At 43.4% G+C, this 18745-nt stretch carries 16 protein-coding genes; 6 read left to right on the top strand and 10 right to left on the bottom strand.

Annotated features, from left to right (window positions below):
- The first annotated feature begins 31 nt into the window (after positions 1 to 31).
- A complete protein-coding gene (efeB, locus tag E4663_RS02815; protein ID WP_135326620.1) occupies positions 32 to 1294 on the top strand; it encodes an iron uptake transporter deferrochelatase/peroxidase subunit in 1263 nt (420 codons plus the stop codon).
- Between the two features lie 23 nt (positions 1295 to 1317).
- Positions 1318 to 3078 carry an FTR1 family iron permease gene (locus E4663_RS02810; RefSeq protein ID WP_135326619.1) on the top strand — a complete coding sequence of 587 codons (1761 nt, stop codon included), beginning with the start codon at positions 1318 to 1320 and terminating at the stop codon, positions 3076 to 3078.
- Positions 3079 to 3115: 37 nt separating this feature from the next.
- Here the strand turns inward: E4663_RS02810 and E4663_RS02805 are convergent, their stop codons facing one another.
- The gene (locus E4663_RS02805) at positions 3116 to 3424 is read right to left on the bottom strand and encodes a 4a-hydroxytetrahydrobiopterin dehydratase (protein WP_079479313.1); all 309 of its coding nucleotides are present in this window, start codon (positions 3422 to 3424) and stop codon (positions 3116 to 3118) included.
- Positions 3425 to 3478: 54 nt separating this feature from the next.
- Entirely contained in the window at positions 3479 to 5245 is a 1767-nt protein-coding gene (locus E4663_RS02800; RefSeq protein ID WP_241657096.1) for a M3 family oligoendopeptidase, read from the bottom strand.
- 128 nt (positions 5246 to 5373) lie between these two features.
- Between E4663_RS02800 and E4663_RS02795 the strand changes: the two genes are divergently transcribed.
- Positions 5374 to 5742 (top strand): PilZ domain-containing protein, encoded by a 369-nt coding sequence (locus E4663_RS02795; protein ID WP_135326617.1) that lies wholly within the window; start codon positions 5374 to 5376, stop codon positions 5740 to 5742.
- A gap of 46 nt (positions 5743 to 5788) precedes the next feature.
- On the opposite strand, the gene E4663_RS02790 is transcribed toward E4663_RS02795, so the two are convergent.
- The 4 genes from E4663_RS02790 to E4663_RS02775 form a co-directional block, all read right to left on the bottom strand.
- Entirely contained in the window at positions 5789 to 6913 is a 1125-nt protein-coding gene (locus E4663_RS02790; protein WP_135326616.1) for a mannitol-1-phosphate 5-dehydrogenase, read from the bottom strand.
- Between the two features lies 1 nt (position 6914).
- A complete protein-coding gene (locus E4663_RS02785; protein ID WP_079479309.1) occupies positions 6915 to 7352 on the bottom strand; it encodes a PTS mannitol transporter subunit IIA in 438 nt (145 codons plus the stop codon).
- A gap of 13 nt (positions 7353 to 7365) precedes the next feature.
- Positions 7366 to 9468 carry a BglG family transcription antiterminator gene (locus tag E4663_RS02780; protein ID WP_135326615.1) on the bottom strand — a complete coding sequence of 701 codons (2103 nt, stop codon included), beginning with the start codon at positions 9466 to 9468 and terminating at the stop codon, positions 7366 to 7368.
- Between the two features lie 75 nt (positions 9469 to 9543).
- Positions 9544 to 11310, bottom strand: coding sequence for a PTS mannitol transporter subunit IIBC (locus E4663_RS02775; protein ID WP_079479307.1), 1767 nt, complete (start codon positions 11308 to 11310; stop codon positions 9544 to 9546).
- A gap of 486 nt (positions 11311 to 11796) precedes the next feature.
- Between E4663_RS02775 and E4663_RS02770 the strand changes: the two genes are divergently transcribed.
- A complete protein-coding gene (locus E4663_RS02770; RefSeq protein ID WP_135326614.1) occupies positions 11797 to 12747 on the top strand; it encodes an LLM class oxidoreductase in 951 nt (316 codons plus the stop codon).
- Positions 12740 to 13438: a DUF5694 domain-containing protein gene (locus tag E4663_RS02765; RefSeq protein WP_135326613.1), complete on the top strand. Its 699-nt coding sequence runs from the start codon at positions 12740 to 12742 to the stop codon at positions 13436 to 13438. The genes E4663_RS02770 and E4663_RS02765 overlap by 8 nt, the downstream gene beginning before the upstream one ends.
- Positions 13439 to 13442: 4 nt before the next feature.
- On the opposite strand, the gene E4663_RS02760 is transcribed toward E4663_RS02765, so the two are convergent.
- From E4663_RS02760 to E4663_RS02750, 3 genes are all read right to left on the bottom strand, one after another.
- Complete coding sequence (locus tag E4663_RS02760; RefSeq protein WP_158290412.1) at positions 13443 to 13661, bottom strand: DUF3951 domain-containing protein; 219 nt, start codon at positions 13659 to 13661, stop codon at positions 13443 to 13445.
- A gap of 110 nt (positions 13662 to 13771) precedes the next feature.
- Positions 13772 to 15403, bottom strand: a complete 1632-nt coding sequence (locus tag E4663_RS02755) for a BCCT family transporter (protein ID WP_135326611.1) — start codon at positions 15401 to 15403, stop codon at positions 13772 to 13774.
- Positions 15404 to 16090: 687 nt separating this feature from the next.
- A complete protein-coding gene (locus tag E4663_RS02750) occupies positions 16091 to 16345 on the bottom strand; it encodes a hypothetical protein (protein WP_135326610.1) in 255 nt (84 codons plus the stop codon).
- A 145-nt stretch (positions 16346 to 16490) separates the two neighbouring features.
- On the opposite strand from E4663_RS02750, the gene E4663_RS02745 reads away from it, so the two are divergent.
- On the top strand, positions 16491 to 16988 hold the full coding sequence (locus E4663_RS02745) for a cupin domain-containing protein (RefSeq protein WP_135326609.1): 498 nt from the start codon (positions 16491 to 16493) through the stop codon (positions 16986 to 16988).
- Positions 16989 to 17095: 107 nt separating this feature from the next.
- Here E4663_RS02745 and mbcS read toward each other — a convergent pair whose 3' ends face one another.
- On the bottom strand, positions 17096 to 18670 hold the full coding sequence (gene mbcS, locus E4663_RS02740; protein ID WP_135326608.1) for an acyl-CoA synthetase MbcS: 1575 nt from the start codon (positions 18668 to 18670) through the stop codon (positions 17096 to 17098).
- Between the last annotated feature and the right edge of the window lie 75 nt (positions 18671 to 18745).

The raw sequence follows: 18745 nt of genomic DNA, 5'->3' as shown, positions 1-18745 counted from the left end.
TCTCAAGTTTCCCCTTGAAAGGATGTTCCACATGAGTGACGAAAGCAAATCAAACAAAATCACTAGAAGAGAAATGCTTTATAGAACCGGCGCTGGAGGATTAGGACTGCTTGTTGGTGCTAGCGGGTTCGGTACGATCTCAGCACTCGGTAAAACCCTGGACAAAGAGGATAAACAAACAGCAGAAGATGCAATTCCTTTCTATGGGACTCACCAATCTGGAATCATAACAAAGCCTCAGACCTATATTTATCTCATCTCCTTGGACCTTACGACCAACCAGCTTTCAGATGTACGTGATTTGTTCAAAGAATGGACGATGGCCTCTGCCCATATGTCGAAAGCGGAACTAGTTGGACCATACACCGACAACTCTTACGTTCCCCCAGAAGATACTGGAGAAGCGGATGGGTTGAGCGCATCGAAACTGACGATTACGTATGGATTCGGTCCCACCTTCTTCGATAAGAACGGCTCGGATCGCTTCGGTTTAGCTTCCAAAAAACCAAAGCAATTGAAGAGTCTCCCTTCCTTTGCAGGGGATCAAATAGAGGAGCAGTGGACAGGCGGTGACTTATGTGTCCAGGTCTGCGCTGAAGATAAGCAAGTCGCTTTCCATGCGATCCGTAATTTGATCCGTATCGGCCGTGGCATTGTAACCCTTCGATGGATGCAATCAGGCTTCCAACGAACTCCTCAAGCAGACAAAAAGAAAGGGACACCCCGTAACCTGTTCGGTTTCAAAGATGGAACGGTAAACCCGAGCACGGATAAAGAATTCAACGACATCGTTTGGTCCAACGGTTCAGAAGCTCCGTGGATTAAAAACGGAAGCTATATGGTGATGAGACGGATAAGAATGTTGCTTGAGGTATGGGATCGTACGCATTTGAATGAACAAGAAATGACATTCGGACGGGAAAAAAGATCCGGTGCACCCCTTGGTCATCAAGACGAATTCGATGACATCAATTTCGACAAGAAAGATGAAAGTGGGAATCCCCATATACCAGTAGATTCTCATATTAAACTAGCTCGGGGAGATGGTTCAGAGAAAATCCTCCGCCGCTCGTATTCTTACTCAAGCGAAATGGACCCTACCAGAGCTCAGCTTGATGCCGGATTATTATTTATAAGCTACCAAAAAGATCCATTCAAGCAGTTCGTACCTATCCAAAAAAGGATGGCTGGCATGGACCGCATGAACGAATACATCCGCCATATCGGATCTGCCGTGTTCGCATGTCCTGGCGGTGCCTCTAAAGGTGGCTATATTGGAGATTCTCTTTTCTAAGAGAATAGGAAAGGATGACCTGAATGAGTAATCAGAAACTACGAAAAAAAACACTTATATTGCTAACCTTCCTTACCATATGGTCCGCCTTCACCTTTACTGTCCATGCAGCTGACGGGAAAGACCGCCTACTCCCTACCGTCGGCGATGCTCTGGTTGAAGTGCGTGCGGAAGACTATTTGGCGTTGCAAGAATCTCTTCTCACCTATCAGAAACTTTGGGAACAACAAGAAGCAAAAGACCCTAACATAACAGAAGAGCTAACAACTTCCCTCGAGCTCTTAGAGGATGAAGAAATCAAACAGGACGCGCTATATGAGCAAATCGTGCAACTTGCTAGCGCTACTGATGATTATGTGAGCGGGGAATCTAGTTCACCTGACGCCGTTGACCATGAAAGTATAAAGCAATTGGCGGATGACTTAGACCCCATCATTCAAGCTATTAAAACAAAAGAAATAGACAAAGCTCGTATTCTTAACGATTCCTTTGTAGCGAGTTGGACCGCTATAGAAAAACCGATTCGTGAAACAAACCTTCAAGCCTACGGGGAGATTGAAACAAAGATGAGTATGGTCCGCGTTTCTCTGAACAAAGATCCTCTACAACCTGAACAAGCTGTAAAAGCAGTGAAAGTTCTTCAAGAAACCCTCAAAGGCTATGCAGAAGGGAAAACGGAAGGAAATAATGAAGAGAACAGCAACGTTTCGTTAGCTGGATTAATTCAGAATCTGGAACGTGCTGAGGAAGCCGCCAAGAATGATGACTTCACCTCTGCTTCAGAAGAAATGGAGACATTCATTCAACTGTGGCCGATGGTGGAAGGACAAGTATTGACGAAATCACAACAAGTCTACAATCAGACGGAGCAACAGATGACAGAAATATTGACGATGACCAGTTCTTCTAATCCTGATCCACAAGTCGTTGCGAAAGCAGTGCAGGAGATGCGTTACGACCTCGAACCTTTCGCTGAACAAAGCAGTTATTCCGCTATTGATGCGTTCTTCATCCTTTTCCGCGAGGGGTTAGAAGCGATCTTAGTCATTGCAACGCTTCTTGCATACTTAAGACGTACCAATAATGAAGCCCAACGTGTTTGGGTTTGGAGCGGGCTTAGCGCCGGCCTTCTATTAAGTGGCGGAATGGCCGTTCTACTGACTATACTCTTTGCTGGTGTACAATCAGGTACCAGCAGGGAAATGATTGAGGGAATCACAGGGCTAGTTGCAGTAGTCATGATGTTGACTGTCGGGGCTTGGCTTCACAAGCAGTCGAACATTCTGGCGTGGAATCAATTCGTAAACAAGCAGCTGCAAAAAGTGATGAACCGTGGAGCACGTTGGATGCTTGCCCTTGTCACATTCATTGCTATTTTCCGTGAAGGAGCAGAGACAATCATCTTTTATCTAGGAATGGCTCCCTCCATTGAACTTTCCCAACTACTATGGGGCATGGGAAGTGCTCTCCTTGTATTGATTGTCATCGGATTCCTATTAGTCAAACTGAGCGTACGAATCCCAATCCGTCCGTTCTTCCTTGTTGCCAGTGCCTTTATTTACTTTATCGCGTTCAAATTCACAGGTGTCAGCATTCACGCCTTGCAGATTACCGACGTACTGCCGGTACATCCGATCCAGGGATTACCGGTCATAGACTTCTTCGGCTTTTATCCTACATGGGAGACGGCTGTTCCCCAAATTGGACTGCTCGCTTTCATCGGTTATCAATATCTGCAAAAAGAGAAGAAGACACGCGAGATGAAATCAAAACAAGCTTCCTAAACGAAAACCCGCTCTAAATTCTTAGAGCGGGTTTTCGTCATTCGGTTATGGATTTGTATAATTCGTCGTATTTTTTTGCGCAGCTTAGATCGAGTTCGGTAAGTCCTCCAGCTTCCCAAGAAGTCAACTTGAGCGTTACCATCTTATAATCGATACTGATAAATGGATGGTGCTGAATGTCTTCAGAATACTCCGCAACCCGGTTCACGAACTGAATTCCTGTTAAGAATTCCTGGAAACGGTATCGCTTCGTAATGAACTTTTCATCCGCCATTTTCCATCCATCTAGCTCTTCCTTGACCCGTTGTTCTTTTTCACCTTCTGGAATACGTGTTTCATCCGCCATACTTTCACCCCTCTATCAAAGTCTCTTTATTCTTGATACCCTTTTTCAAGAAAGTTAAAGCTTCTCGGCTACTTCCATAAACTCTTCTAGGTCAGCAACACATAATTCAAGTGCATTTTGCCAGAATTCCTTCTGTTCTATATCGACTTCGAGGTGCTTCTTGGCTAAGTCTTCTACATTCATTCGCCCTGTATCTCTGAGTAGAGCAATATATTTATCCTCAAAACTCTCGCCCGCTTCCAGTGCGCGTGCATAGATTCCCATACTGAATAAATAGCCGAATGTATAAGGGAAGTTGTAGAACGGAACGTCTGTAATGTGGAAATGAAGCTTGGATGCCCAAAATGTTGGATCATACTCATCCAGACTATCCATATAAGCTTCCCGCTGAGCGTCCCTCATCAACTGTTTAAGGCGCTCTGCTGATACTGTACCAGACTTTCGCTCTTCATAGAAACGCGTTTCGAATAGAAAACGAGCATGGATATTCATAAAGAAAGCGACACTACGCTGCACTTTATCTTCAAGCAACGTCAGTTTCTCCTCATCGTTCTTAGCTTCTTTAACAGCTGCATCTGCAACAATCATTTCCGCAAAAGTGGAAGCAGTCTCTGCCACGTTCATAGCATAGCCTTGGTTCATCACTTCCATGTCATTCATCACGTGTTGATGGTACGCATGCCCAAGCTCATGGGCAAGCGTCGCCACATTGGATGGTGTACCGGAATATGTCATGAAAATCCTCGTCTCTTCACTGTCAGGAAAGCTAGTACAAAAACCACCTGGTCTTTTCCCTGAACGGTCTTCTGCTTCTATCCACTGTTTCTCGAAAGCCATTTCTGCGAATTCAGCCATTTTCGGGCTGAATTTACGGAACTGTTCCACGATGAATTCCGCCCCTTCCTGGTAACTCATCGTCTGTTCACTCTCTCCAACTGGAGCTTCCACATCGTAAAAGCTGAGTTTTTCAAGTTCAAGCATTTCCGCTTTTTTATTTAAGTAATTCTTGTACTTCGACTTGTAATCAGAAATGGTTTCCCACATGGAATTCAACGTTGTCTCGGTCATGCGGTTATAGTCTAATGGCTCCTTGAGAACATGGTTCCAACCTCGTCGCTTGTACATTTGCAGCCTGAAGCCTGACAAATGATTCAAGGTCTCACTGAAAAGGTCCGATTGCTGATCCCACGCACTTTGGAGCTTGTGGAAAACTTCTGTTCTTACCTCCCTGTCACTAGCGCTAAGTTTGTTCGCAGCCTGCCCAACCGAGAGTTCTTCCCCATCGTATTCGATTGTCATCTTACCGACTAGGGCATCGTACATCTGCCCCCATCCATGATAACCATCAACCGACAGGTCGTTGATCAACGATTCCTGACGAAGCTCTAATAGATCCTTTGCATGTTCTCTCTTTTCATTTAACACGAAAGAAAGTTCTTTCAACTCAGGTTGTTGAATCATAGTTTTAAAGATAGATTCGTCCACTTGTACCAGTTTCTGATCAAAAGCTGTAAGCGCGTTATCAAAGCGTGCTCCCATCTCTGTACGCTTAGACTGCCACTGTCCAGCCTTTTTGTCCTCTACGTTCTGAGCACTGAGACAGCTTACGAATGCCCCGAACTCTGATAACCTTTTCATCACTTCTTGGATATGCGCGACCACTTCCAATAATGGCCCGGTCTGTTCTGTATTCTTAGGAGGTGTGTATAATTCTACTAGCGATTCTAAGTTGGCTAGCTCCTCCTCTGTTTGTTCCACATACTTATGTAACGATTGTGAGTCACTACCACCACTGAATAGCGTATCTAAATCCCATTTCATTGAAAGTTTCTGCATCCGTATTGTCCTCTCTATAAAGGATTTTTTATTTCACCTATTTCATATTAATGGTAACATTTATTATAAGATATAGCATTTTACATTTTCGCGGACGTTAGGGGGGATTCTAAATGATGCGGTACCGTCGCCATGAAACATTGCGCTACCGATTCGATGAGCCTGTTGAAGCCAAGTATCGAATTGTGAAAGTGGGAGGACGAACCATACAATCTTCTTTAGGAAATGCGCATATCATAGACCTTAGCCCTGGTGGAATGAAACTCTCGACAGATATGAACATTTCACTCGAGAAAAAAGTTCAGTTCTTCGTACAAACAACATTAGCCGGCAAGGAAATCGAAGTTACTGCTAATGGTGTATGGTGTAAAAAAGTGCACGGGAATTATCACTATGGTCTGGATTTCTTAGAGGATTACGACCAAGATGTCGTCACCGCCCTCAAAACGTTCCGAAAACACTACAACAATAAGACAAGCTGACTTCTAAAAAGAAACTAATAAAAAAATCCCCTGAGCGGGGATTTTTTTATTGAAGCTGTTCTTGGACGGCTTTTACTAGAAGATGATCTTTTTCTAATTCTGCCACTTCTCGGAAAGCTTCTACAGGTCCTTCTTTTTCCACCAATTCTTGCAACTGAACAGCTTCTTGGTCGGATGTTACGTCATATTGAAGAGCCGCAGCAATCACTTCGACCAAATGACTTGGGGTCTCATTGAACAAAGCAGTGAACTCTGATGCCGGCTTCACCAGGCGATCTTCCTTGCTCAACTTCCTCATCGGAGCCCGACCTACCCGCGTCACTTCATCTAACAGATCCGGGTTCTCAAAACGTGAGATGATCTTTTCAATATACTGATGGTGCTGATCTCTTTCAAAACCGTATTTCTCTATTAAAACAGCCCCGGTTTCAGAAAGCGCGCCTTTCACTTTCTCTTTGATTGCATCGTCTGAGATTGCTTCTTTAACCTGCTTATATCCATATTGGTAACCAAGGTAGGCTGTCGCAGCGTGACCAGTATTCACAGTGAATAGTTTACGCTCTATATAAGGCTCTAGGTCGTCTACATATGTGATTCCTGAAATATCTGGGCGAGTTCCATGGATGTCTTTTGTCTCAACTACCCATTCATAATAGGGTTCCACTTTGACTGTTAACAAATCATCATTCGTCTGGTCCGGCACAATACGGTCCACCGCCGCATTCGGGAACCCGATTTTTTGATTTACCTGGTGCTGCTCTTCTTCCGTTAACGCCTCCCAAACGTGCTTCTTCAGAATGTGACTTCCTCCGATTACGTTTTCACAAGCGATTACGTTAGCTGTACCTTGTTTCTTAAGCAATCCTTTCGCAAGTAGGGGCGCAATCATAGCAAGCACATGTGGCCCGACAGCAGTCGTTATTAAATCTGCCTCCACAATGGCTTGCACTACTTTCTCTTCGTCTGCTTGACTATGAAGGCCGGATACTCCTGTTACAGTTTCCGCTTCTCCGGTGCCCGCAAGTTCAACAGTATAAGAGTTCTTTTCATTCAACTCTTGAATCAATTCCTGATTAACGTCAACGAACACGGTGTCGAACTTGGCATCCGCCAACAAAGCCCCAATAAACCCTCTGCCTATGTTTCCTGCTCCGAAATGGACAGCCTTCATCTTACTCTACCTCACTGAACATATCCATGATTTCTTGTTTGGAAGAAGCATTCAGAATCGCATCAATGTTTTCTTCCTCAGAACATACGATAGCGATTTGAGAAAGGATTTCTAAATGTTCATCCCCTTTACCTGCAATACCGATCATCAACTTCACGATGTTGCCGTCGCCAAAATCGACACCGTCTGGAACCGTTACAATTGCAAGTCCTGTTTCAAGAACTGATTTCTTTGCGTCCTCTGTACCGTGTGGGATCGCTACATAGTTGCCCATAAACGTAGACGTTACTTCTTCTCTTTCCAGCATCTTATCTACGTACTCTTCATTTACATACCCTTGCTCTTGAAGTAGACCACCGACATAGCGGATTGCTTCCTCTTTGGTAGAAAATTGTTGGTTCTGTTCAATCGTTTTTTCCGTTAGGATTTGGTCAGACATGATACATTCTCCTTTATGATGATATTTTTTCTTTCATTAAACGATGTAACTGATTCGATACATACTCTATTATCTCTTCTTTCGTTCCCTGGTGAACAACCTGTACACTCTTTGGTTCTTCAATGAACAGAGTGCTCAAAAAGCTTACCACTTCCAAGCCTTCTTGACTTAGATCGTGAGGAGCCAGCAAAACAACAAATGCATTCACTTCCATCATGCTGCCTTCCATCGACTGTAATGCCAACGGCTCTTTGAGAGGTACGATGCTGAAGGAAGGTTTCTTCGTGTACTCGCTTCTAGTGTGGAAAAGGGCGATTCCCGTTTGAGGAACTCCCAATCCACCAGCTGCCTCTCGTTCCAACAAAGCTTGCCCTACTGATTCCGGATGTTCCAAAGCATGCCTTTTGGCTAGATACTCACACGTCTCTTGAATGATGTCTGATTTAGAATCCGCTTTTGCTTGAAATACATGTAGACCATTCAAAAGATGACTGATCGTCTGAACATACTTTTGAACTGCTGATACCGAATTCCGGATTGATTGGAGTGTCTGATCCTGGACCTTCATCTCCTTGGACGCTGTCCTTTTCAGACTTCCCCTTATTCGTACTTTACGAATTCGATGCTCCACTTGATGAATGTCACCTGTTGATAACATAGGATTGACTAGTACATAATCCTCCAATTGATCGATTGGGATCGTCGAAACAACCAGATCATATTCTTCCACTTGTAAATGCTTCAAGTCGAAAAGAGATTGGTGATCGACCGTTTCAATCTCACTGAATTGACGCTTCAATTTCGCAGCCAGAATCTTCGCTGTCCCTATACCACTTGAACAAACAACAAGCACGTGAAGGCGCTTTGTCTCTTCCAAATTCAATAACGCACTTGCAAAGTGCATCACCAGAAATGCCGCTTCTTCTTTCGGAAAAGTTAAGTCAGGAAAAACATGTCTCACAGCCTGCCCTACAATTTCAGATAGCTCAGGATAGTCTTCTTCTATCTGTTTTGTAAGGGGATTATGAATATCCATTCCCTGTTGAATACGATACAAACTTGGCTTCAGATGAATGACAAGATCGTTTAACAGCTTCTCCGAATGATGCAAGTCCTTCTGCAAGGAATTGGATACGAATTCAATCAGTTGTTTGGCGTGGAACGCTATACTCAAACTACTTTCTTCCATAACCGAATCTTTGTTATATCGTGACTTTGCCCCCATTAGGTGCATCGTGATATATCCGATTTCCGCTTCTGGAATAGACAGTTCAAGCTGTTTCTCTAATTCTTCAATCATTCTACTTGCTACTTGAAACTCTTTCGTTTCACGGAGATCATCCAAATATTCACTTTCAATTTGGATCCTCTCCCCTTGTTTGATTCTTTCCATTGCTAAGGCCAAGTGAATCACGAGTCCAATATAGGCACTATCTGCAAGCGGGTATGTCAACTCTGAACGGAACGTCTCCACCACATGTTCAATCGTGTGGATTCTTTCCTTACTTACCAAGCCGAGTAAATGTTCAGAAACCGCATCCCATTGAGTCTGTACTGGAGATTGACTGATATGTTGCCGCATCAAACGTAGAAAGTCGTAATCATTCATATGCCGCATCATGATATGCTGGATAGCTTCTCGAATGTTCACTTCTTTCCCAGTAACTTCAACCCCGTACCCTCGTCTGCGTACCAGTTGCAAATCAAACGATAACAAATCATTTTCAATTTGATCCAGGTCATGACTTGCAGTCGCTACCGTTACCCCAAGTTCTGCAGCTAATGCTACTATTTTCATTGGTTCTTTTGCTTCTAATAACCACGAAAGGATCAGTACCTTTCTCTCTTCCGGGGTATAGTCGAAAGTACCTTGTTGACGTAGTCCCTCTTTAAGACTGGCTACACTCTTGTCATCCCCCATTAACGCAATCCCTTTACCCGATTGCTTTTTCAAAGCAACCTGGAAGTCTTGGAGCGTAGATTCAAGCCCGTTCAAATCTCTGTGGATAGTTCGCGAACTTACTCCTAGCTCTTCTGCTAAGGTTTTGACAGGTACAGCATCTCGAGCATCTAAGAGGTACTCGATCATTTTTCGTTCTCTAGCCGATACATACAATTCGAGCCCTCCTCCCTCCTAATCGAGTAAAGACAGGAAAGGACCCATTCGGAACCTTTCCTGTTACAAAGACTATTAGCTCTTCAATTGCTCTACAAGTTCATCATACTTCGGACTGTTCAGGAAGTTATCTACTGAAATATGACGAGCATTAGGGACTTTCTGTTTCGCACGCTCCGTCAGATCTTTGTGAGTGATGACGATGTCAACATCTTGCGGAAGGTCGTTGATTGCCATGTTCGTCACATCAATATCAATAGAAGCTTGTTTGAACTTCTTCTTCAATAGGGAAGCACCCATGGCGCTTGATCCCATTCCGGCATCACAAGCAAAAATGATTTTATCTACATTTTCTTCTTTCATACTATCTTCTTGAGACGCTCCGGCATTATCATCGCTCAGCTCTTGTACCAATTCATCGTATTTCGGACTCTTCAAGAAGTTGTCTACAGAAATATGATGGGCGCTTGGAACTTTTTGCATAGCACGCTCTGTTAAGTCTTTATGCGTAATGACAACGTCAACATCTTGAGGTAAGTCGTTGATTGCCATGTTCGTCACTTCGATATCGATGGAAGCTTCTTTAAATTTCTTTTTCAATAGGGAAGCACCCATAGCGCTTGATCCCATTCCGGCGTCGCACGCAAAGATGATTTTATCTACATTAGAACGATTTAGGGCAGGAACTTGGTCTGAATTTGTTTGTGCTGGCTCTTCCTTATTTCCGGACAGTTGACCAGACACACTACTCTTCTTACCTTTCATTCCTTCCATCTTAGCTGTTGCAGCTTCAAGGTCTTCTTCGTCCTCACTGCTTGTTGCTTTCAGGATGACAGAGGATACTGCAAACGATACGATTGTCGCAACAGCAACACCTGCTATAACAGCTCCGTAACTTCCTCTAGCCGTCATTCCTAAAATTGCGATGATACTACCTGGGGAAGCAGCTGCTGTAAGACCTGCACCTAGGAATGCAAAAGTAGCTGTACCAGAAATACCACCAGCAATGGCACCTAGGATAATAATTGGCTTAGATAGGATGTACGGGAAGTAAATCTCGTGAATACCACCAAGGAACTGGATCACTGCAGCACCTGGGGCTGTTTGTCTGGATGTTCCTTTTCCAAAGAACATGAATGCTAATAGAACACCGAATCCTGGTCCAGGGTTTGCTTCAAGTAAGAACAAAATGGATTTACCAGTGTTCACGGACTGCTCTGTACCAAGTGGTGTCAGAATACCGTGGTTGATGGCGTTGTTCAAGAAGACTACTTTAGCAGGCTCAATGAAGATGTTCGCTAGTGGAAGCAGCCCTGCTGAGATCAGAGCATCTACTCCCATGCCTAGCACTTCTGTGATACCTGAGAATAATGGACTTAATGTATATAGTGCTAGAACAGCCAGTACAGCACCTAAGATTCCGGCAGAGAAGTTATTGACAAGCATTTCGAAACCTTGGCGGACCTTTCCTTCAAGGAATTGGTCGACCTTTTTCATCAAGTAACCAGCAATCGGACCTGCTACCATCGCACCCAAGAACATCGGAGTGTCAGGTGAACCTACAATTACACCCATTGCAGCGGTTGCGGCTACTACTCCTCCACGCAAACCATGAATCAATCGGCCACCGGTAAAAGCAATTAATAATGGCAGTAAATACGTAATCATCGGACCGACCATAGCGGCTAACGTCTCATTCGGGAACCAACCGTCTGGGATGAACAATGCCGTGATGATACCCCACGCTATAAAAGCGGCAATGTTCGGCATGATCATACTACTCAGGAAGCTACCGAATTTCTGGACTCTAGCTCTCATTCCTGTTTTTTGTTGATCGCTCATATCAACAAATCCTCCTTCATTACTTTTGATTTTCTTAATATCTTTATTTTAATGGCATGAGGTAAGCGTATTCAACAAAAGGTAAACCCATCTTTGTCACTCTTCTTGTTGACATTATTAAACTGTGTCAAATTTTGTTGAAATAAAAATGAAATATTTATGTAATAAATCTGAAACTTTAGACAGGCCTCATCCGTCTATATTAGTACAAGCAAAAAAAGGAAGGGGCTTTTATCTATGAAAAAACGTATTGAATATGATGTAACCGAAATTGCAAGTGTTGCTGGTGGTTCTGCCATTTTAACTGGAGTCCTTTACTTCGCTATCTACTTTATGTAATCTCAATTCTCTTTGAATACCGTTCCCTATCGTTCACACAATTATGCCTCCTCTAACTAGGAGGCTTTTTCATTTGAGACTCCTTATTCGCACTTTCTATTGCCTGTCTTTATAATAGAAACACGACGAAATGTAGGAGGCAAGACGATGAATTCTTATCTATCTGCTTTGAAGAAAGACCAATTGACCTTAGGGTTGTCTGTACCGATGGAGAACTACGAGGTGAATGCCCCAACTATGGAAGATCAGGTCGAACGAGCTCAACAAGCTGAAGACCTCGGTTTTTCGGCATTGTGGTTACAGGACGTCTTACTTGAAGACCCTACCTTCGAAGACCCAGCAACCGGTCAGATTTTTGACAGTCTCATCTATTTAACCTATTTGGCTTCGCATACTAAAACCATAGCTCTTGGGACAGCTGCTCTAGTTGCTCCGTTACGTCATCCTCTCCGCATGGCGAAAGAGATTGCAAGTATAGACAAACTATTTCCGGACCGACTAATGCTAGGAATCTCTTCAGGAGATCGAAGGAAAGACTTTGAAGGTTTAAACATCCCAATCATGGAGCGCGGAGAGTGGTTCCGTGAAGCTTATCATGTATTTCAAGAAGTTCTTTATAACGAATTTCCTGACAGTGAATCGAGGTTCGGTAAGATCCACAAGTCCAACCTTGTACCAAAGCCGTCCGAGCAAATTCCAGTATTTCTTACAGGGTATTGCCAACAGACATTAGATTGGGTGGCAGAACACGGAGACGGCTGGATGTTTTATCCACAGAGGCCTGAACAGCAGAAAGAAACGATAAAAGCATACAGAGAAAAGGTAGCGCACTACCACGGGGACGTTTTCCGCCCCTTTTTCATGCCGCTTCCTATTGAACTAACAGAAGATCCAAACTACCAGCCTGAGAAGATCCCTGCCGGTTACCGGACCGGACGTCACGGTTTAAGAGATCTACTGGATGAGTATCAATCCATTGGGGTGAACCACATCATGTTGGGGCTATCCAAAAATAAGCGACCTGTAGAGGATGTCATGCAGGAACTTGGAGAAGAAGTGGTACCTTTCTTTACGAATGGAGGGAAGAAAGATGAGTAAAGCTGAAGTATTACTTGTAGGAATGATCCATATGGCAGTTGAGCCTTCTCATGTAAATGAGGAGAAAGATGAAATAGTGAAAGCTCAACAATTATTAGAACGATTCGAACCCACCAAAGTGGCAGTGGAGAAATCGTACTATGTAGAAGAAGAGATGAACCGACGATTCAAAGCCTACCGGAGCGGGGAGATCGCCCCGGCTTATGATGAGGTGGAGCAACTTGGCTTCCCTGTGGCTAAGACTCTTGATCACCAACAATTATACGCTGTGGATGAAGTCATAGATATGTCTTCCCCGACTATAGATGGTGTCTTCGAGTGGGCCAAACAGTATCAGCCTACTCTGTTTCAAGACATCATGAAGCTCTACCAGTTGTTACTGGAAGAACGCCAGAAAGAAGCCAGTCTGCTAGGGAAAATTAAAGCAATTAATGATGCGAAATACCTTCAAACACTCCGGAAAGTGTATATGAAGATAGCTCAAGTGGGAGACCGTCAGCAACGTGTCGGGGTGAACTGGCTGAAACAGTGGCACCACCGCGATCTTGCTATCGCCGCAAATATTCTAAAAATCGCACAGCCCGGCGAGCAAATCCTAATCATCATTGGTGGAGATCACCTTCCGCTCCTGCAACAATTTCTATCAGAAAGTGATGAAGTCGAGCTGACTTCCTTGTCACATTACATATAGAAAGTTAGGAAGTAGGACGGTCTCCACCCTCTCCTTCTACTTGAATCCATTCTGTGTCGTCGTGGAATTCCCGATCTGAATGACCAGTGATGTAATCAAAAGGCGTATACGAATTCGAGGTGTCGATGGGTTGCTTTTTAATCCATACCTTGTAAGCGACTAGCAGCATCAATCCCAACATTCCGATACCGAGAATTGTCATCGCGACTACGTTCAATAACATGCTACTCCCTCCTTTATTCATTTATATTCCCTACTTACTTGAGGAATCTACCCTAACCATTGATAAAAACATAAAAAAACAACCTCACATCGTTGTGAGGTTGTTTTTTATTACTTGTCGTCATTATCTGGTTTGTCTTCTAGCATCTCTAATGCAGAACGCTTCTTCTTGCGTTTCTTCTTCTTCCAACGCTCAATGTGAATTGTGCTGGATTGGTAATCATCCGAGGCTCGAATGTCTGTGTTCGAAGCTTTCATGAATGACCACGCTAGTAAGAACATGATGATGATCAACGGGAACCCGCCGACGATACTTGCTGTCTGTAACGTACCAAGTCCTCCGAGGAACATAAGCACAAGCGGCATTAAGCATAGAGCGAATGCCCAGAATAATCTGTTCCAACGCAACGGTTCGCCTTCTACGTTCTTCTGTACAACAGAAGCAAGAATGTAAGAAGAGGAATCAAATGTAGTTGCTAGGAAGATGATGGCAAGAATCGTAAAGAGAAGCACCATAAACTTCGCCAGTGGCAACTGGTTAATGATTTCAACGATGGTTGCCGGAGCACCATTTTCATTCATAAACCCGATAACATCGAAGCTTCCTGTCAACTGCATGTACAATCCGAAGTTACCCATAATTCCGAAGAAGAGGATACAGCCAAGAGTACCATACACCATTGTTCCAAGTACCATCTGACGAATGGTACGCCCTCTTGAAATACGCGCAACAAATAATCCAACAAATGGTGCATATACAAGCCACCATGCCCAGTAGAAGACTGTCCAACTTTCCGGGAAGCCTGTTTGTTCAAACTGACCCAAGTTTCCGAACGGTTCCACCCAAGTAGCCATCTTGAAGAAGTTATCCGTTAAGATTCCGAGTGCGTTAAATGTTGTTTCACTAATAAATCGAGTTGGACCCACTACGAAAATGAAACCAAGAATGAAAATTGCTAGCCAAAGGTTAATATCACTTAACACCTTGATTCCGCGCTTCAGCCCCGAATAAGCACTGACCGCAAAGATCAGTGTACATAGAAGCATGATAGCAGACTTCATCCCTAGATTCGCAGGTATTCCAGTTAAGGAATGAACCCCTTCTGCAATCATTGGTGTACCAAGTGCTAGCGTAGTACCTGCACCTCCAAGTAAACCGAACATGAATAAAATATCAATGACGTTTCCAAGTGGACCGTCTACACGATCGCCTAGTACCGGACGCACTGCCTCACTTACTTTAAGTACGGGTTTCTTTCGAACATAATAGAAATAGGCAATTGGTAAGGCAGGTAACGTGTATATTGCCCACGCAATCGGCCCCCAGTGGAATATTCCGTATGCAGTAGCCCATTGAATGGCTTCTTTAGATTCCGGCTCAACTCCGAATGGAGGTCCTTGGTAATAATACGCCCATTCGATTACTGCCCAATATAAGATACTAGAACCGATTCCGGCAGCGAACAACATAGCCGCCCAGGAGAACGTGTTGAATTCAGGCTTTTCCCCTTCATCACCAAGTTTTATCGATCCGTTTTTACTAAATGCTACGTAGATAAGGAATGCAAATATGACAAGTCCCATGACCATATAGAGAACACCGAAGTTCCCTGTCATAAATGTATTAGCTTGATCTACAAGTTCTTTCCCTGCTTCAGGGAAAAGTACGAGTGGCACGGTAACACCTATGAGTAGAATGAATGCGCCAATAAACGTAGGCCAATCAATCAACTTTGTTTTCATCGTTTCCATCCTTTCCTACAATCCATGTGTTCATTAGTTTGTTCGATTTGTAACTGTTCATGCAGCGATAGCGAGGTTTAAATAAGAGGCAGCACCTTGCACAGAGCAGTGAGGGGGGTACTAATGATAACAATACCCTATAAAGAGAGAAAATAACGATATTCATGAATAAAGTGAAAATATAGAGGACTTCTAAGTAAGGTTTCGCTGCGTGTATAATGAGCATAGAACGAAACAATCGATATTTCTTTCTAAGGTTAGTTCTGGCTCTTTAAGGTTCATTCGAATGGAATCCACCAGTTGCAAATGCACCTCTTCCCCCAACCGGTTATACAGTATAAACTGTACAAAAAAATTATTCAAGATTGAATTTATAAACTGCTATTTGTTAAAACGCTTACCAAAGGAGAATACCACCATTCATGAAGAAAATTAAAAAGTTTTTTAACCCATTGTATGTACCACTATATACGGCAATCCCAGTAGGAACTTGGTCACTTTCAAAATCTTCGCTTACATCAAGCACTGATGTCTCCTTAGTATTGGCACCGATCGTATTTCTGTTATTTGCTGGGTTCACAGAAGCGAACAGCGAAGAAACAAAGCACCGGCTATTTGGAATGATCTATCTTGTTTCGGCACTTCTGTTTCTTGCTGTTGGAATTATAAGATGGCTTTATTAGATGGTCATATGAAGAAAAGCCACGGAAGGATCATAGGAATCATGATAATAATAGTGACTATCAACCATGCACTAGAGTTCTCGCTCGTGAGTTGTTTCCTGTAAGACATTCCCCAAGCAAGGAGCAGGATCATTGTCATGATAATGCTTCTTAAATGAAGCTCCCCATCCTTGTTATTCCAAAAAATGTACACAGCACCTTCTACTACAATCAATACGCCTACTATTGTGTTGAATATATGTGTAAACCATTTACTCATAGATCTACCTCTCCTTTTTGTAAGGGTTCAACGTATAGTATAAAATACTTTCCCCTAAGAACGTAGAGAAGATTCTCATAAGAGGTTTACATCATCTATAATTTGGTAATTTCTTATGTGTAGGAATTTCAGAAAGGAGTTAAAGATGAATTCAAAGTTTGAAAGTTACTTTTTCGAAGATGACGGTTACTTTCCAAACCACCGTTTCTTACCGACTTTAGTTTATCCGAATGCAATAGAACATTTTCATGAAGTGCCTGATACACTCAAGGAAAACCAATGGGGAAATCAATGGACTGGCGGGATTTTTGATTATCATCATTACCACAGTAAGACCCATGAAGTCCTGGTCGTCTTAGAAGGCGCAGCTACCGTTACACTAGGTGGGCCGCACGGAAACGTCCTTGATATAGAGAAAGGTGATGTCCTTATCCTCCCTGCAGGAGTTTCTCATAAAAATCAAGGATCGACAGACGACTTCAAAGTGTTAGGCGCATATCCTTTTGGAGAACCTTTTGACTTGAAAACCGGTGACAAGCATGAGTATGAACAAGCGATCCAAGAGATTCCGGAAGCTCCCTTCCCCTCTTCTGACCCGTTACTCGGTGAAAAAGGACCGCTTATGGAACTGTGGCATAAATAGAACAAAGCTGCCCCGATATATTCGGGGCAGCTTTGTTTGTTATACAATCCTCTGTTAGTCTGTTTAATTCCCTTTTTACTGAAACAGAGCAGTTGACCTCTACTGGTCTACTGTTTCGCTTTTTCGTTTTGACGTAATTCGATACGACGGATTTTACCGGAAGTGGTCTTAGGTAACTCTTCTATAAATTGGATTTTTCTCGGGTATTTATACGGAGCCGTTAGTTCTTTTACATGGTTTTGTAATTCTTGGACTAACTGGTCACTAGGTTCATGTCCTCCCTGGAGTACAATAAAAGCTTTTACCACGCTTCCTCTTACTTCATCTGGACTTGCCACTACCGCACACTCTTGTACAGCAGGGTGTTTCACAAGAGCATCCTCCACTTCGAATGGCCCAATCGTGTATCCAGAACTGATGATGATATCATCACTTCTTCCCTCAAACCACAAATATCCATCTTCGTCTTTTTTCGCTTGATCTCCTGTAACGTAATATTGTCCTCGTCTTGACATCTGAGTACGTTCAGGATCTTTGTAATATTCTTTAAATAACGCAGGCGTATCTAAGTGAACAGCAATATCTCCGACTTCTCCTGCCTCTACCGGTTCTCCCATCTCATCAATGATCTCCACTTGATTTCCTGGTGTCGGTCTCCCCATCGAACCGGGTCGGACTTCCATATCCTTTGTAATACCTACGAGTAAGGTATTTTCCGTTTGACCGTATCCATCACGTACAGTGACTTGGAAGTGCTTTCTGAATGTATCAATGACTTCCCGGTTCAGCGGCTCCCCAGCCGAGACAGCACTGTGAAGATTAGAAAGTTGATAATCATCTAAATTATCCACTTTAGCCATCAGCCGGTATTCTGTAGGAGTACAACACAGCACATTGACTTCGTGTTTGTCTAATAATTGGAGATACGTAGTCGGATCAAACTTGCCCTTATACACTAAACCCTTAGCGCCTGTCCCCAGTACAGATAAGAACGGACTCCAAATCCATTTCTGCCACCCTGGTCCAGCAGTCGCCCATACGGTATCCCCGTCTTTGATTGCCAACCACTGCTCGGCTGCCGTCTTCAAGTGGGCATACCCCCATCCATGAGTATGAACAACCCCTTTAGGATTTCCGGTCGTCCCTGACGTGTAGGATAAGAATGCAAGATCATCTCGCGAGGTGTCTGCTAACTCCATCGTGTCTGGATAATCATCCATAAGCGAATCCAAGTCGAGCCATCCTTCCTCTGGACCTCCAACTACGAAGGAAGTTAACTGGTCTATTTGGGAAACGCTTCTAAACTGTTCTGTGAAGGGCTGATAGCTGATAACAGCACTTACTTCTCCATGAGTGATTCTATACTGAAGGTCTTTCGTGCGAAGCATTTCTGAACTTGGGATGACGACAAGACCTGCCTTTAACGCAGCTATGTACACTTCATATGCTTTGATTAGTCTTGGAATCATCACTAATACTTTGTCGCCTTTCTTCAACCCGCTGTCCAAGAAAGCGTTTCCAATTCTGTTCGCTTTTTTCATCAGATCTTGGTAAGTAATTTCTTCATTGTTGCCATCATCATCAAGCCATAGTAGGGCTTTTCGTTCTGCGTCAGCAGCATATCTTTCCATTTCAGCAACGACGTTGTACTTTTCAGGAGCTATCAATTCTTCACGATTCATCGCATTTCCCCCTTTGTAAGTGAGCGACTGTTCAGTCTGCAAAATAATTATATCAAATTTTCTAAATTATTCAAA

Source organism: Halobacillus salinus, from assembly GCF_004684905.1.
Classification (GTDB): domain Bacteria; phylum Bacillota; class Bacilli; order Bacillales; family Halobacillaceae; genus Halobacillus; species Halobacillus salinus.
The sequence above is the reverse complement of the archived record's forward strand: the minus strand, read 5'-3'. Positions and strand labels throughout refer to the sequence as shown.

Coding starts and splice junctions, on each gene's coding strand:
- efeB (WP_135326620.1), top strand. CDS start 32: ATGAGTGACGAAAGCAAATCAAACAAAATCACTAGAAGAGAAATGCTT.
- E4663_RS02810 (WP_135326619.1), top strand. CDS start 1,318: ATGAGTAATCAGAAACTACGAAAAAAAACACTTATATTGCTAACCTTC.
- E4663_RS02805 (WP_079479313.1), bottom strand. CDS start 3,424: ATGGCGGATGAAACACGTATTCCAGAAGGTGAAAAAGAACAACGGGTC.
- E4663_RS02800 (WP_241657096.1), bottom strand. CDS start 5,245: ATGAAATGGGATTTAGATACGCTATTCAGTGGTGGTAGTGACTCACAA.
- E4663_RS02795 (WP_135326617.1), top strand. CDS start 5,374: ATGATGCGGTACCGTCGCCATGAAACATTGCGCTACCGATTCGATGAG.
- E4663_RS02790 (WP_135326616.1), bottom strand. CDS start 6,913: ATGAAGGCTGTCCATTTCGGAGCAGGAAACATAGGCAGAGGGTTTATT.
- E4663_RS02785 (WP_079479309.1), bottom strand. CDS start 7,352: ATGTCTGACCAAATCCTAACGGAAAAAACGATTGAACAGAACCAACAA.
- E4663_RS02775 (WP_079479307.1), bottom strand. CDS start 11,310: ATGAGCGATCAACAAAAAACAGGAATGAGAGCTAGAGTCCAGAAATTC.
- E4663_RS02770 (WP_135326614.1), top strand. CDS start 11,797: ATGAATTCTTATCTATCTGCTTTGAAGAAAGACCAATTGACCTTAGGG.
- E4663_RS02765 (WP_135326613.1), top strand. CDS start 12,740: ATGAGTAAAGCTGAAGTATTACTTGTAGGAATGATCCATATGGCAGTT.
- E4663_RS02760 (WP_158290412.1), bottom strand. CDS start 13,661: ATGTTATTGAACGTAGTCGCGATGACAATTCTCGGTATCGGAATGTTG.
- E4663_RS02755 (WP_135326611.1), bottom strand. CDS start 15,403: ATGAAAACAAAGTTGATTGATTGGCCTACGTTTATTGGCGCATTCATT.
- E4663_RS02750 (WP_135326610.1), bottom strand. CDS start 16,345: ATGAGTAAATGGTTTACACATATATTCAACACAATAGTAGGCGTATTG.
- E4663_RS02745 (WP_135326609.1), top strand. CDS start 16,491: ATGAATTCAAAGTTTGAAAGTTACTTTTTCGAAGATGACGGTTACTTT.
- mbcS (WP_135326608.1), bottom strand. CDS start 18,670: ATGAATCGTGAAGAATTGATAGCTCCTGAAAAGTACAACGTCGTTGCT.